Source organism: Pseudomonas sp. LBUM920 (assembly GCF_003852315.1).
Classification (GTDB): Bacteria; Pseudomonadota; Gammaproteobacteria; order Pseudomonadales; family Pseudomonadaceae; genus Aquipseudomonas.
In genome coordinates this window covers 4,332,386-4,345,957 of the sequence record NZ_CP027762.1, presented here as the reverse complement: position 1 = coordinate 4,345,957, position 13,572 = coordinate 4,332,386, and the positions used below count along the sequence as shown (strand labels likewise).

At 63.8% G+C, this 13,572-nt stretch carries 13 protein-coding genes; 12 read left to right on the top strand and 1 reads right to left on the bottom strand.

What is annotated here, in order from left to right:
• Nucleotides 1-2: 2 nt before the first annotated feature.
• On the bottom strand, nucleotides 3-2,195 hold the full coding sequence (locus C4J83_RS19995) for a TonB-dependent receptor (protein ID WP_124418017.1): 2,193 nt from the start codon (nucleotides 2,193-2,195) through the stop codon (nucleotides 3-5).
• 205 nt (nucleotides 2,196-2,400) lie between these two features.
• On the opposite strand from C4J83_RS19995, the gene C4J83_RS19990 reads away from it, so the two are divergent.
• The 12 genes from C4J83_RS19990 (at nucleotide 2,401) to gspD (ending at nucleotide 13,313) form a co-directional block, all read left to right on the top strand.
• Complete coding sequence (locus C4J83_RS19990) at nucleotides 2,401-3,441, top strand: LacI family DNA-binding transcriptional regulator (protein ID WP_124418016.1); 1,041 nt, start codon at nucleotides 2,401-2,403, stop codon at nucleotides 3,439-3,441.
• Between the two features lie 263 nt (nucleotides 3,442-3,704).
• On the top strand, nucleotides 3,705-5,402 hold the full coding sequence (gspE, locus tag C4J83_RS19985) for a type II secretion system ATPase GspE (protein WP_106580550.1): 1,698 nt from the start codon (nucleotides 3,705-3,707) through the stop codon (nucleotides 5,400-5,402).
• Complete coding sequence (gene gspF / locus C4J83_RS19980) at nucleotides 5,399-6,595, top strand: type II secretion system inner membrane protein GspF (protein WP_124418015.1); 1,197 nt, start codon at nucleotides 5,399-5,401, stop codon at nucleotides 6,593-6,595. The genes gspE and gspF overlap by 4 nt, the downstream gene beginning before the upstream one ends.
• A gap of 20 nt (nucleotides 6,596-6,615) precedes the next feature.
• Nucleotides 6,616-7,041, top strand: a complete 426-nt coding sequence (gene gspG, locus C4J83_RS19975; protein WP_124418014.1) for a type II secretion system major pseudopilin GspG — start codon at nucleotides 6,616-6,618, stop codon at nucleotides 7,039-7,041.
• Nucleotides 7,042-7,048: 7 nt separating this feature from the next.
• Nucleotides 7,049-7,474 carry a pilus assembly FimT family protein gene (locus tag C4J83_RS19970; protein ID WP_124418013.1) on the top strand — a complete coding sequence of 142 codons (426 nt, stop codon included), beginning with the start codon at nucleotides 7,049-7,051 and terminating at the stop codon, nucleotides 7,472-7,474.
• On the top strand, nucleotides 7,471-7,803 hold the full coding sequence (locus tag C4J83_RS19965) for a type II secretion system protein (protein WP_106580554.1): 333 nt from the start codon (nucleotides 7,471-7,473) through the stop codon (nucleotides 7,801-7,803). The genes C4J83_RS19970 and C4J83_RS19965 overlap by 4 nt, the downstream gene beginning before the upstream one ends.
• Nucleotides 7,800-8,408, top strand: coding sequence for a type II secretion system protein GspJ (locus tag C4J83_RS19960; protein WP_106580555.1), 609 nt, complete (start codon nucleotides 7,800-7,802; stop codon nucleotides 8,406-8,408). The genes C4J83_RS19965 and C4J83_RS19960 overlap by 4 nt, the downstream gene beginning before the upstream one ends.
• The gene (locus C4J83_RS19955) at nucleotides 8,405-9,106 is read left to right on the top strand and encodes a helix-hairpin-helix domain-containing protein (RefSeq protein ID WP_124418012.1); all 702 of its coding nucleotides are present in this window, start codon (nucleotides 8,405-8,407) and stop codon (nucleotides 9,104-9,106) included. The genes C4J83_RS19960 and C4J83_RS19955 overlap by 4 nt, the downstream gene beginning before the upstream one ends.
• A complete protein-coding gene (locus C4J83_RS19950) occupies nucleotides 9,103-10,095 on the top strand; it encodes a PilN domain-containing protein (protein WP_124418011.1) in 993 nt (330 codons plus the stop codon). The genes C4J83_RS19955 and C4J83_RS19950 overlap by 4 nt, the downstream gene beginning before the upstream one ends.
• A complete protein-coding gene (gspM, locus tag C4J83_RS19945; protein WP_124418010.1) occupies nucleotides 10,070-10,669 on the top strand; it encodes a type II secretion system protein GspM in 600 nt (199 codons plus the stop codon). Before C4J83_RS19950 ends, gspM begins: the two co-directional genes overlap by 26 nt.
• A complete protein-coding gene (locus tag C4J83_RS19940; protein WP_124418009.1) occupies nucleotides 10,666-11,184 on the top strand; it encodes a general secretion pathway protein GspN in 519 nt (172 codons plus the stop codon). The genes gspM and C4J83_RS19940 overlap by 4 nt, the downstream gene beginning before the upstream one ends.
• A gap of 5 nt (nucleotides 11,185-11,189) precedes the next feature.
• Nucleotides 11,190-13,313 (top strand): type II secretion system secretin GspD, encoded by a 2,124-nt coding sequence (gspD, locus tag C4J83_RS19935; RefSeq protein WP_124418008.1) that lies wholly within the window; start codon nucleotides 11,190-11,192, stop codon nucleotides 13,311-13,313.
• Nucleotides 13,314-13,572: the final 259 nt, after the last annotated feature.

The following is a 13,572-nucleotide window of genomic DNA, read 5'->3' as shown; positions in this document are numbered from 1 at the left end:
GCTTAAAAATCCTTGCGCAATTGCACGCCGAAGTAACGTTCATCGTCACGGGGCACGGCGCGGTAGATGTAGTTGCCGCCGCTGGCCAGCAACGGTGAATAAGACTTGTCGGCGAGGTTCTTCGCCAGCAGCGCCACGCGCCAGCCATTGCTGTAATCGGCCAGGGCCACGCTGGCGTTCCAGATGCCATAGGCGCCTTGTTTGGTGTCGACGTTCTGGCTGATGTCGTACTGCACTTCGCTCTGCCAGCTGTAGTCGGTGCCCAGCTCAACGTCCAGGCCGTTCTCCAGCGGGATGCTGTAGTCGGCGCGCACGTAGCTTTTCCAGTCCGGGCTGAACGGCAGTGGTTTGCCATTCACGTTGCACGTGGCTGCCGCACCGGCGGGGCAGGCGAATTCGTCAATACGCGCACGGGTGTAGGCCAGGGCCCCGGACAGCTTGAGTTGCTGGGTGGCCTGCAAGGCGTAATCGAGTTCGACACCTTCAGTGCTGACGCTGCCGGCGTTGATCAGGCGCGTCACGACTTGGTCTGCGACCGTGTCGAAAAAGTTGGCCTGGTAGTTGTCGTAGTCGCTGTGGAAGACCGCAAGGTTGGTGGTCAGGCGATTGTTCCAGCTGGTGGCCTTGATCCCGGCTTCCCAGGTGTTGGAGGTTTCCGGCTTGAGCGCATTGGTGTCGCGCGGCTGCATATTGAAAAACACGTTGTACGCCGGGCCTTTGTAGCCACGTGAGTAGGTCAGGTAGCTGGTGATGCTGTCGCTGATGTCGTATTGCACGCCCAGCCGCCCGGACCAGCCGTCCTCGTCTACCGAACCGGCACTGCGGGTGGAAGGTTGAATGCCACTCACCGTGGTGGAGGAGGTGGAAACGCGGCGGTGATCGTATTTCAGGTCGTCGTGGGTATACCGCAGGCCGGCGATGCCGCGAAAGCGTGAGGTGAAATTCAGCGTGGTTTCACCGAATGCCGCGTAGCTGTCACTGGTGGTGCTGTAGTCGGCAATCCCGCGGTCGGTGCGCGTCGGGGTGGTCAGCGTGCGCTGGTAGGTCTCCTCGTCCTTGCCATGCATGTAGAACAGGCCACCGACGTACTCCAGGAATTCACCCTTGGGCGAGGCCAGGCGCAGTTCCTGGGAGTACTGGTCGAAGGCCAGCTCGCCCTTGTCGGCGGTGCCGGGGAAGGCGGCGGTTACGGTGCTTAGGCGGTCGCCATCCTGGTATTGGGTGTTGTCCCAGCCGCGCCAGGCGGTGATCGAGGTCAGGGTGTAGTCGCCCAGGTTCCAGTCCAGCTGCGCCGATAACCCTTTATTGGTGTCTTCGACATGGCTGCGCGTGTCGGTGTTGATATTGCGGTTGTCGCTGGACGCACGCACCGGGCTCAACGCATTGGCAAACGCGGGTGTCAGCGACTTGCTCACCACGCCGTTCGGGCCGTCATCGTGGGCTTGCATGTAGTCGGCGATCAAGGTCAGTTTCACCTCATCACTGGGGGTGAATTCCAGCTTGCCGCGAATACCTTTGTGGTTGTAGCCGTTGACCTCCTGGCCGTTATTTTTGTTATCCACATTACCGTCGTAACTGCCGAACAGCGTGCTGATCGAGCCCTTGAGCACGTCCGGCACCAGGCTGCCGCCAATGCCGAAACGCGTGCGACTTTCATTGCCGCTGTAATACGACTGGTCGATATAGCCGTGGGTCTCGGCGGTGGGGGCCTTGCTGGTGATGTTCAGTACACCGGCCGAGGCGTTCTTGCCGAACAGGGTGCCTTGCGGGCCGCGCAGCACTTCGATGCGCTCAAGGTCCAGCAGGTCGAGGGTGGCCTGGCCCGGACGCGCATACACCACGCCGTCGATCACGGTGGCCACGGTCGGTTCAACGCCTGGGGAGGTGGAAATGGTGCCCACGCCGCGCACGAACAACGAGGTGTCCTTGTTCGACGCGCCGGTGCGAAAGTTCAGTGACGGCACTTGCTGCACGATGCTCGCCACGCCGTTGCGGTTGTCGCGCTCCAGTTGCTCGCCATCGAGCACCGAAACCGCCACCGGGACTTTTTGCAGTGACTCTTCACGCCGCGTCGCGGTGACAGTGACGGATTTGAGCGTGGGTTCTTGCTCATCGGCGGCAAATACGCCCGGCGCGCGGAGGGCGGTCAGCCCGGCGAGAAACAATAAATGAGTGTGACGTGGAAAGTTGTGCATGCTGTGCCCGCTCGAAAAATGCCCTGAACCGCTGCGGTTCTGCGACCGTCAGCGCCTGTGTCGTGTCTTGGGCATTCGCTCGAGCGAGTAGCAGACAAAGCGCTTTGTTAGCGCTAACATCGGCATTATTGTTAGGTCTGGTTTAGAGCGTCAAATACTAAAAAATTAGTCCTATATGCCTTTTTGTGTTTAACAGGATTGCCTCTTGAGCGAAGAAAAACCGCGCAAACGCCGTGGCGCCGGGCGCGTCACTCTCAATACCGTGGCGCGCCAGGCCGGGGTGTCGGCGATCACCGTGTCGCGCTATTTCAATCAGCCAGAGCAGGTCTCGCCAGAGCGCCGGGAGCGCATCGCAGCGGTGGTGGCCGAGTTGGGTTATGTGCCCAATCTGGTGGCCGGCGGGTTGGCCTCGGCGCGCGGTCGCATCGTGGCCATGGTGATTCCCAACATCTCCGGGCCGATCTTCGCCAACACCATTCAGGGCTTCAGTGACACGCTGAGCCGCCATGGTTATCAGCTGCTATTGGCGTCCAGTTACTTCAGCGCCGACCAGGAAGAAAGCGCGGTGCGCGCGTTTCTCGGGTGGTCGCCGGCGGCGTTGGTGCTGACCAGTCGTTTCCACAGCGCGGGCACTGAAAAGATGATCGCTGAGGCAGACATTCCGGTGGTGGAAACCTGGGATTACGTGCCCGCGCGCGAACCCTTGCAGATTGGCTTCTCCCATTACGAGGTGGGCGTCCGCGCTGCGCGCTACCTGCATGCCAAAGGGTATCGGCGTATCGTCTTCGTGCAGAACAGTGCGCCCGGCGACTTCAGCGCGCTGGAGCGGCGCGACGGTTATGCCGCCACTGTCACCGAACTGGGTATGCAGCCTTGGGTGTATGCCCCGCAGGCGGACCTGGCGCCTTTCGAAGCCGGCAAGCAGGCAATGCAGGTGCTGATGAGCCACGCCACGCCGCCGGATGCGATTTTCTTCGCCAACGACAACCTCGCCGCCGGTGGTTTGCTGGCGGGCCAGCGTGCCGGATTGAACATCCCGCAAGACTGCGCCGTGCTCGGTTTTGGTGATTACCCCTTTGCCGAAATGCTTTTGCCGAGTCTGAGCACGATAAAACCGCCGGCTTTGGAAATCGGAATATTAGCCGCCACGCGGGTACTTGAAAGTTTGGGTGTTCTACCGGTGGAGGATGAAGTTGTGCGATTGAATCTTCTGGAGTGTCGCTTGATTGAACGTGAGAGCACTTGAATAACTAGCGAAGTGGCTAATTGCAACTAGCCCAATTCTGTTGATTCACTTAAAGGCTCTAAATCAAGGGCTGTACCGGAAATCCGGGACAGCTAATGCGTATTCTTTTCAGTTTGTTTCCAGCCATCAGGAACTAGATTTACAACTTTCAGTCGATTAACCCGGTTAACCCCGACTGCGGCGTGGCGAACTAATGGCACTTCTCCGGTATTGGCCAGTAGTTCCAAATAGCCATACTTTCTCGCAACTAGACACCCCACACTATGTCGTCAATGCCCACCGATGCCTGCACTCTGCAGATCCCGCACACCGACCACGTGTGCGCGTGGCTGATGCGGCACGCCGGGCTGAAAACGGTCGACCTGGAGCGCGCCCGGCGTCTGTCTACGGACGCCGGCGACCTGCTCGGGCTGCTCGCGCGTCTGGGGCTGGTTTCCGAAATCGAACTGGCCCGCGCCTGGGCGGACCTGCTTGGCGCGCCGCTGTTGCTGGCCGATGCCGCGCCGCCGCTGCTCGACCCGTTGCCCGCCCTCACTGAACGCTTTATGCGCCACTACCAAGTGGTGCCCATGGGCTGGGCGCAAGGTGGCCTGCGCGTATTGGCGGCCAACCCGGCGCACCTCTATCCCTTTCAAGCCCTGGCCTACGCCTGCCAGGTGCCGGTGTGGCTGGCCATCGGCCCGCGCACTGAAGTCGACACGCTGATCGAGCGTTACTACGGCCAGGGCCGCTCCGCCATGGGCACCCTGATCGAAAACCTCGATGAGCAGGGCGGGGCGCTGGAAGATATCGAACACCTCAAGGACATGGCCTCCGAAGCGCCGGTGATTCGCCTGGTCAACCTGATTCTGCAGCGTGCGGTGGAACAGCGCGCGTCGGATATCCACATCGAACCCTTCGAAAACCAGCTCAAGGTGCGTTACCGCATCGACGGTGTGCTGCACGACGCCGAAGCGCCACCCGCCAGTTCGTCGGCGGCGGTGATCTCACGGGTCAAGATCATGGCGCGCCTGGACATCGCCGAACGGCGCCTGCCCCAGGACGGGCGGATCATGCTGCGTGTGCAGGGCAAGGCGCTGGACCTGCGCGTGTCCACGGTGCCCACCAGCTTCGGCGAATCGGTGGTGATGCGCCTGCTCGACCGGCAAACCGTGCAGTTCGACTTCCAAAGCCTGGGCTTTGACGGCCAGCGCCTGGCGGCGTTTCTCGACCTGCTCGAACGTCCTCACGGGATCCTGCTGGTCACCGGGCCCACCGGCTCGGGCAAAACCACCACGCTCTACACCGCGTTGTCGCGGCTCAACACCGCTGAACGCAAGATCATCACCGTCGAAGACCCGGTGGAATACCAGCTCGAAGGCATCAATCAGATCCAGGTCAAACCCGCCATTGGCCTGGACTTCGCCGGCGCGCTGCGCTCCATCGTGCGCCAGGACCCGGACGTGATCATGGTCGGCGAAATCCGCGACCTGGAGACCTGTCGCATCGCCATCCAGTCCTCGCTCACCGGCCACCTTGTGCTCTCCACCCTTCACACCAACAGCGCCGCCGCGAGCATCACGCGCTTGCTGGACATGGGCGTGGAAAGCTACCTGATCGCCTCGACGGTCAGCGGCATTCTCGCCCAGCGCCTGGTACGGCGCCTGGACCCGGCGACCCGCGTCGCATTTGAAGCCGCGCCGGAACTGATCGAAGAACATGGCCTGGATCGCTTGACCGACCAGCGCCCGATCCTGCTCTACAAGGGCAGTTATCGCGGTCGCAGTGCAATCACCGAATTGCTGGTGATGAACGACGAACTGCGCAGCCTGTTGATGCGCCACGCCGACGCCGCCACGCTGGAGCAGGCTGCGCGCCGCGCCGGTCTGCGCACCTTGCATGAAGAAGGCCTGCGCCAGGCGCTGGCGGGCGTCACCTCGCTGGAAGAAGTGCTGCGCGTCACCCGTGGAGAGGGCGCGTGAGCCTGTTCAGGTTTCGCGCGCTGGACAGCCAGGGCGTGGCCCACAACGGCACGCTGCAAGCCCAGGACCAGGCGGCGGCCATCGCCGTCTTGCACAAACGCGGTTTACTGCTGTTGCACATCGAAGTGGCCGGCAGCCCGCTGCTGCGCACTGCGCGCGGGCCGTTGAAGGGCGCAGCACTGGTGAGCTTTACCCAGCAACTGGCCACGTTGCTCGGCGCCGGCCAGCCACTTGAGCGTTCGCTGGGCCTGCTGCTCAGGCAACCCGGCCAACCCCAGGTGCGGGCGCTGATCGAGCGTATCCGCGACCACGTCAAGGCGGGCAAGCCGTTATCCGCCGCACTGGAGGAGGAGGGCGACACGTTCTCGGCGCTGTACTTGAGCATGGTGCGCGCCGGTGAGGCCGGTGGCGCGCTGGAAAGCACCTTGCACCAGTTGGGCGACTATCTTGAACGCAGCCAATTGCTGCGCGGCGACGTCATCAATGCGCTGATCTACCCGGCGTTCCTGGTGGTCGGTGTAGTGGGTTCGCTGGCGCTGTTGCTGGCGTACGTGGTGCCGCAGTTCGTGCCGATTTTCCAGGACCTGGGCGTGCCGATTCCGCTGATCACCGAGGTCATTCTTGCGCTTGGCCAGTTCCTCGGCACTTATGGCTTGTGGGTTCTGGGCGCGCTGGTTGCGGCCATCTGGATCGTGGCGGCACGCCTGCGTGATCCGCTGCGCAGGCAGCGCTATGACCGCCTCCTGCTCGGCATTCGTGTGATCGGCCCGCTGCTGCAACGCGTCGAAGCAGCCCGACTGACGCGCACCCTCGGCACCCTGCTCAGCAACGGCGTGGCCTTGCTGCAGGCACTCGTCATTGCCCGCCAAGTCTGCACCAACCGGGCGCTGCAAGCCCAAGTGGCGGAGGCGGCGGAATCGGTGAAAGGCGGCGGCACCCTCGCCAGCGCGTTCGGCGCGCAACCGCTGCTGCCAGACCTGGCCCTGCAAATGATTGAAGTCGGCGAACAGGCCGGTGAACTGGACAGCATGCTGCTCAAGGTCGCCGAGGTGTTCGACGTCGAAGCCAAACGCGGCATCGACCGCCTGCTCGCCGCGCTGGTGCCGTCGCTGACGGTGGTCATGGCCGTGCTGGTGGCGGTGATCATGCTGGCGATCATGCTGCCGCTGATGAGCCTGACCAGCAATATATGAACCTTCAAGGAGCCACTCCCATGCGACACCTTCAACTCAGATCGACACGCCGCCAAAGCGGTTTCACCCTGCTCGAAATGCTCGCGGTGATCGTGTTGCTGGGCATTGTCGCGACCATTGTGGTGCGCCAGGTCGGCGGCAACGTGGACAAGGGCAAGTACGGCGCAGGCAAGGCGCAACTGGCCGGCCTGAGCATGAAAATCGACAGCTATGCCCTCGACGTCGGCGCACCGCCCAACAGCCTGCAACAGCTGGTGGACAAGCCCGCCAACGCAGCCAGCTGGGCCGGCCCCTACGCCAAGCCATCCGACCTAAAAGACCCGTTCGGCCATGCCTTCGGCTATCGCTACCCGGGCGAGCACGGCGCCTTCGACCTGATTTTCTACGGTCAGGACGGCCAGCCGGGCGGCGATGGCTACAGCGCCGACCTGGGCAACTGGGAATAACCTCGCCATGGCCCAGCGCGGCTTTACCCTGCTGGAAATGCTGGTGGTCATCCTGTTGATCGGCCTCGCCACCGGGTTGTTGGGGTTGGGCGTGCGCCAGGGTTTGCAGGCGGCGCAAGAGCGCCGTGTGGTCGGGCAGATGGTCGATGCGTTGCGCACCACGCGGGCCGGGGCGGTTGTCAGCGGCGCGGTGGCGCGCACTGAGTTCGATCTGCAAAAAATGACCTTCCAGGCACCGGGCCGCGCGCTGCAACGCTGGCCGGCTGAGTTGCACGTGAGCCTGCACACTGCCGAACAGGCCGGCTCGGCTGTCGAGTTTTACCCCGACGGCAGCTCAACCGGCGGCCACCTGTTGTTGGCCAATGGCAGCCGGCGCTGGCGCATCGACGTGGGCTGGCTGACCGGCAGCGTGCAGTCCAGGGCGCTGCCATGAAATACCAGACGGGCTTCACCTTGATTGAAATGCTCGCCGCGCTGACCTTGATGGCGGTGTGCGGCACAGTGTTGCTGGTCGCCTTTGGCCAAAGCGCGCGCTCGTTGTCGCAAGTCGCCCACAGCGACCGCCTCACCCATGCGGCGTTGACGGTGCTCGACCAGGAGGCGGCGGGGCCGCTGACTGAGGGGGTCAGTGAAGGTGACCTGCAGGGCATCCACTGGCAACTGACCCAGACCCGACAACAGCCCCACGTGTTTCGCCTCGACCTGACCGTCAGCGAAGGGCCGCACCAGGCTCGTTTCAGTACCTTGAAGGCGCGCCTGTGAAGCGCCGCGAGCAGGGCTTCACCTTGCTGGAAATCCTCGTGGTGCTGAGCCTGCTCGCGGTGTTGCTGGTGCTGGTGGGCGGGGCGTTGCTGGGCGCCAATCGTGCCGTGTCCAAGGCCCAGCGCTACACCACCAGCCTGGATGAGATGCGCGCCGCCCAGCAGTTTTTACGCACGGCAATCAGTGAAGCGCTGCCGCTGGACGTGACCGAAGATGACAGCCAGACCGATGGTTTTTTTGTCGGCATGCCCCAGCGATTGCAGTTTGTGGCGACGCTGCCGGGTGTGCTCGGCGGCGGCATTCAGCGGTTCACGCTGCAAGTGCAAAAACAGGCGTTGCAGGTGTCGTTTTCTCAGCTCGAATCGCACACCAACGTCGCCCGCAGTGAGCCGCAAGTGCTGCTCAAGAACCTCCAGGACGTGCAGTTCAGTTACCGCGGCGTATCGCCTTTGGGCCAAGCCACCGGATGGGTCAGCCAATGGCCGTGGCCCAAGCGTTTGCCCGCTGCGGTGCGCATTGCCGCGCGCGTCGACGGCCCGCTGCCGTGGGTTACCCAGGTGATTGCCCTGCGTCTGAACCTCGCAAGCGGAGCGCTGGAGGAATGAGGCGCCAACGCGGCGCCGCGCTGTTGCTGGTGCTCTGGGCGCTGGCCTTGCTCAGCGTGCTGCTCGGCGGCCTGGCCGGTTGGGTACAGCTGCAAAGCCGCCAGGCCCTGTGGTTGCGCCAGCACACCCAGACCGTGCTGGCTGCCGAAGCCGGCATCGCCCTGGTCATGGCCGATCGACGCTGGATTGCCGACGGCCGTGACATCGCGCTGACCTTCGACGATGCCCAGTTGCACGTCAGCCTGCGCAGCGAGCGCGGCAAGCTTTACCTGATCAACGCCGAGGCCGATGACTTGACGCGCCTGGCCCTGGCCTGCGGCGCCACCCAGGCCCAGGCCGACCAATTGATCAAAGCCTTCGAGGCGCGCCGCAAGCACGGCCTGCCGCCGTTTCGGGTGCTGGAAGAAGTGCGCCAGCTGCCCGGCATGACACAAACCCTGTACAGCCAATTGCTGCCGCAAATCACCCTGTGGAGTGACCTGGATCGACCCGACCCGGCCTTCGCCAGCCCGCTGATGCGCAAGGCGCTGAACTTGCCGCGTCAGAACGCCGAAGGCGCCGACCCGGGTGTGGTGCTGGTGGTCGACAGCCACGCACAGCGTCCCGGCGGCTATCAGGCACGCCTGCAACTCACCGTTTTATTGAGCCCCTCGGAGGACAGCGCGCAACCCTACCGGGTGCTGCGTTGGCAAGAATGAATCGACTGGAACCCATCGCCCGGCACTGGCGTGGCAGCCTGCTGCAACAGGGCTGGCGCCTGTGGCTCGCGGAGTTGCGCGCCTGTGTACCGAAATGGCTGGCCCTGAGCGAGCCGCCTGAGCAGGCCTGCCACTGGCCACTGAGCGAACCGGTCGCACTCGGTAGCGCGCGCCAGGTGCTGATGCTCGCGCCCGATGCGGTGCTGCTGCAAACCGTGCAACTGCCGCTGGCCGCCGCGCGCAACCTGACCGCCGTGGTCGGGTACGAGCTGGATCGCTACACGCCCTTCGAGGCTGACCGGCTGTACTTTGTCGCGCGCCAGGATCAACGCACCGCCACGCACCTGCAAGTCACACTGGTGGCGATCCTGCGCGAACAGCTGGACCAGATCCTCACCGACTGCGCCGCCCTCGGCGTGCACCCTCATCGGGTGGACGTGAACCACCTGGGCATCGACTTGCTCCCGGCGCCGCTGCGACCGCGCCAACGCCACTCCGGCAAAGGCCTGCAACGCAGCCTTCCATGGCTGTGCGGCGCCTTGCTGATTGCGGCGATGTGGCTGTGGCTCAACGACCGCCAGCGCGTGCTCGACGCCATGCACGCCAGCGTGCAGCAGCAAAAAGCCCAGGTTACCGAGGTGCACGCCCTGCGCCAGCAACTGCTCAATACCCGTGGCGCGGCGCAATACCTGACCCAGCGCAAACTGGCGCAGCCGCCCTTGGCCGCGTTGCTCAATGACCTCACCACCTGCCTGCCCGCCGACACCTGGTTCGACCAGTTGGACGTCAAGGACGGCGAGATTTCCATCTCCGGGCAAAGCGCCAAGGCCAGCGCGCTGATCACCCGCATCAAGGGTTGCCACAGCCTGGAAAACGCCCAGTTCGAAGGGGTGATTCAACCCGATGCGCGCACCGGCAAGGACCAGTTTGCCTTGCGTGCCCACCTACGCCAGGAGGCCGCCGATGCGCCGACCCCTCACACCCCGTGAACGTCGCGGCGCGGCCTTGTTATTGCTGGCCGTGGTCGTCGGCGCGGCCTACTGGCTGTTGATCGAAAGCTGGTTCGCCGGCCCCTTGCGTGACATGGGCGAACAGGCCGAGCAGTTGCGCGAGCAGCAGCAACGCTACGCCGGCGTGGTGCGCCAGGGCGATGCGCTGCGCCAGCAACTTCAACAGGCCCGCCAGGACCCGGCGAGCAGCACCAGCCTGTTGCCGGGCGATGACCCCGACGTGGTGGCCGCCGACCTGATGCAGCGCCTTGCCGACCTGATCAACAGCCACGCCACGCTCGGCGGCGGCTGCAGCCTGACCCAACGCAAGCCCATCACCCCGGAGCAGGACGAGGGCGAGCCGTATCGCCAGGTCAAAGTCAGCCTGACCCTGAACTGCGCCATCGAGCCCTTGGAAGCCGTGCTGCATGAGCTGGAGTACCAGCCGCCGTTTTTGTTTGTGGATGAGCTGCGCATCCGCCGTGGCCAGCAGGCGCCCGCCACCGGTGGGGCGGGAAAACTGCTGGTGCAGCTGTTGGTGCGCGGCTATCTGCAACCGCAGGTGGCGCGATGATCGGCGCCCTGCGCCTCCTGGAATGGGGCTTGCTCGGCCTGGCTGGGTTACTCGGCGTGCTGATGGCGGTCATCCTCAGCAGCATCGGCGATCAACCGCAGTGGCTGCCCGAACCCGTCGCGCGCGCGCACCCTGCGGTCAGTGCGCGCGTGGCGCCAAGCGTCACGCTCGACAGCCTTGCCGCCACCTGGCAAACGCCGCTGTTCAGCCCTGATCGCAGCCCCGACAGCGTGGTGGGCAAAGCCCGGGTATCGAGCCTGGCCAACCTGACCCTCAGCGGCATCATGATCACCGGCAACCTGCAACTGGCGATGCTCAAGCAGGCCGACGGCCGTCCGCTGACCGTGCGCCTGGGCCAGACGCTGCCCAACGGCTGGCGCCTGGAGCACCTGACGCCGCAATACGCCCGTTTTGTCCTGGATGGCCGCACGCAAACCTTGAACCTCTATGCCAAGCGCCTGCCGCCGCCGTCCACCCGGCCCCCGATTACTCTTCCCCGCGAGCCCCTCCCTTGATCGACATGCGCACTTCAACATTTTGCCTGGCCACCGCCCTCGCACTGGGCGGCTGTGGCGCCTTCCCCGACCGCCCCGACCCGGACGACGAGCTGCTGCACGAAGCCATGCAGGGCACCGGTTCGCAACGACCGCCGACTGAGGCGCCTGCACCGCAAAGCCCGCCGCTTGCAACCCGGTCAGCGCCACAGCGCCAGGTGATCCGTGGCAACCAGCAATTCGTGCGCCCGCCCAGCGCAACGCCGAGCGCGAAGGAGCAGGGCGGCGACATCGTGTTCAATTTCGCCGACCAGCCCATCGAGGCAGTGATCAACAGCGTGATGGGCGACCTGCTGCACGAAAACTACAGCATCGCCCAGGGCGTGAAGGGCAATGTCAGCTTCTCCACCTCCAAACCGGTGGACAAGCAGCAGGCGTTGTCGATTCTGGAAACCCTGCTGTCCTGGACCGACAACGCGATGATCCGCCAGGGCCAGCGCTATGTGATCCTGCCCGCCGACCAGGCCGTGGCCGGCAAGCTGGTGCCGAAAATGCACGTGGCGGCACCGTCCAGCGGCCTCTCTGCGCGGTTGTTCCCACTGCGGTATATCTCGGCCACCGAGATGCAGAAACTGCTCAAGCCGTTTGCGCGCGAGAACGCGTTTTTGCTGGTGGACCCGGCGCGCAATATCCTCAGCCTGGCCGGCACCCCGGAGGAGCTGGCCAACTATCAGGAGACCATCGACACCTTTGATGTGGACTGGCTCAAGGGCATGTCGGTGGGCGTGTTCGGCCTGCAACGCGCGTCAGTCGCCGAGTTGATGCCCGAGCTGCAAGCCATGTTCGGCCCGGACAGTGGCATGCCGTTGGCGGGCATGCTGCGGTTTTTGCCGATTGAGCGCACCAATTCGGTGGTGGCGATTTCTTCACAGCCGCAGTACCTCAGCGAGGTGGGTGACTGGATCCGCACCGTCGATGAGGGCGGCGGTAACGAGCCGCAGATGTATGTCTACGATGTGCGCAATATGAAGGCGTCGGACCTGGCCAAGTACCTGCGCCAGATCTATGGCAATGACGCGATCAAGGACGACGCGCCGGCGAAGGTTGCGCCGGGCTTGCGCACGGCTACGTTGTCGTCGCTCAACAGCAATGCCGGCGGGTTGCAAGATGCGCCGCCGCCCGCCGACGAGCCTGAGCAAGCACCGGACGTTGCTGCGTCTGCGCCGGATAAAAGTCTTGAAGCCGGTACTCGGATTACGGCGCAGAAGAGCAGTAACCAACTGCTGGTGCGCACGCGTCCGGCGCAGTGGAAGGAGATCGAAGCGGCGATCAAACGCCTCGACAATCCGCCGCTTCAGGTGCAGATCGAGACGCGCATTCTTGAGGTCAAGTTGACCGGGGAGCTGGACCTTGGGGTGCAGTGGTATCTGGGACGCCTGGCGGGGAACTCGGGGAGTAAGACGGTGGCAAATGCCTCGGGTAGTCAGGGGGCGCTAGGGGGCGGCGGCGCAGGGCTGGGGGCGTCGGATTCGTTGTTTTACTCGTTTGTCAGCGCCAATTTGCAGGTGGCGTTGCATGCGCTTGAGACCAATGGGCGCACTCAGGTGCTGTCGGCGCCGTCGTTGGTGGTGATGAATAACCAGCCGGCGCAGATTCAGGTGGGGGATAACATTCCTATCAGTCAGACCACGGTGAATACCGGCAACGCCGATTCCACTTTGAGCAGCGTCGAGTACGTGCAGACCGGGGTGATTCTGGATGTGGTGCCGCGCATTAATCCGGGCGGGTTGGTGTACATGGATATTCAGCAGCAGGTCAGTGATGCCCAGACTCAGAGTGGTACCAGTGATACGCCGGTGAATCCGCGGATATCGACGCGGTCGGTGTCGACGCAGGTGGCGGTGCAAAGTGGGCAGACGGTGTTGCTGGGCGGGTTGATCAAGCAGGACAACGCGCAGAGTGTCAGTGCTGTGCCGTATTTGGGCAAGATTCCTGGGCTGCGGTGGTTGTTTGGTAACACCAGCAAGTCCAAGGATCGCACGGAGCTGATTGTGTTGATTACGCCTCGGGTGATTACCAGCAGCAGCCAGGCGCGGCAGGTGACGGATGATTATCGCCAGCAGATGCAGTTGCTGCGGCCGGCGAGATGAAGTGAGGGAGGCGGTAGAGAATGTGGGAGCAGGGTCGCCTGCGATGGCGGTCTTTGGGCTTGCGCTTTTTTAGGTCGATTGGGTGCATATCCGTTGCTGTGGTAACGGCTGCTATTGGTTCCGCTCTTACAGCGGGTCACTTTTGGAGGGACCCAAAAGTAACCAAAAGGTCCTCGCCCCACCACTCGGCACCTCGCCTGGGCTCGGTGTGCCCTCACGCAGGCTTTGGAGCGTGGGCCGCCGCGATGGGCCATCCATG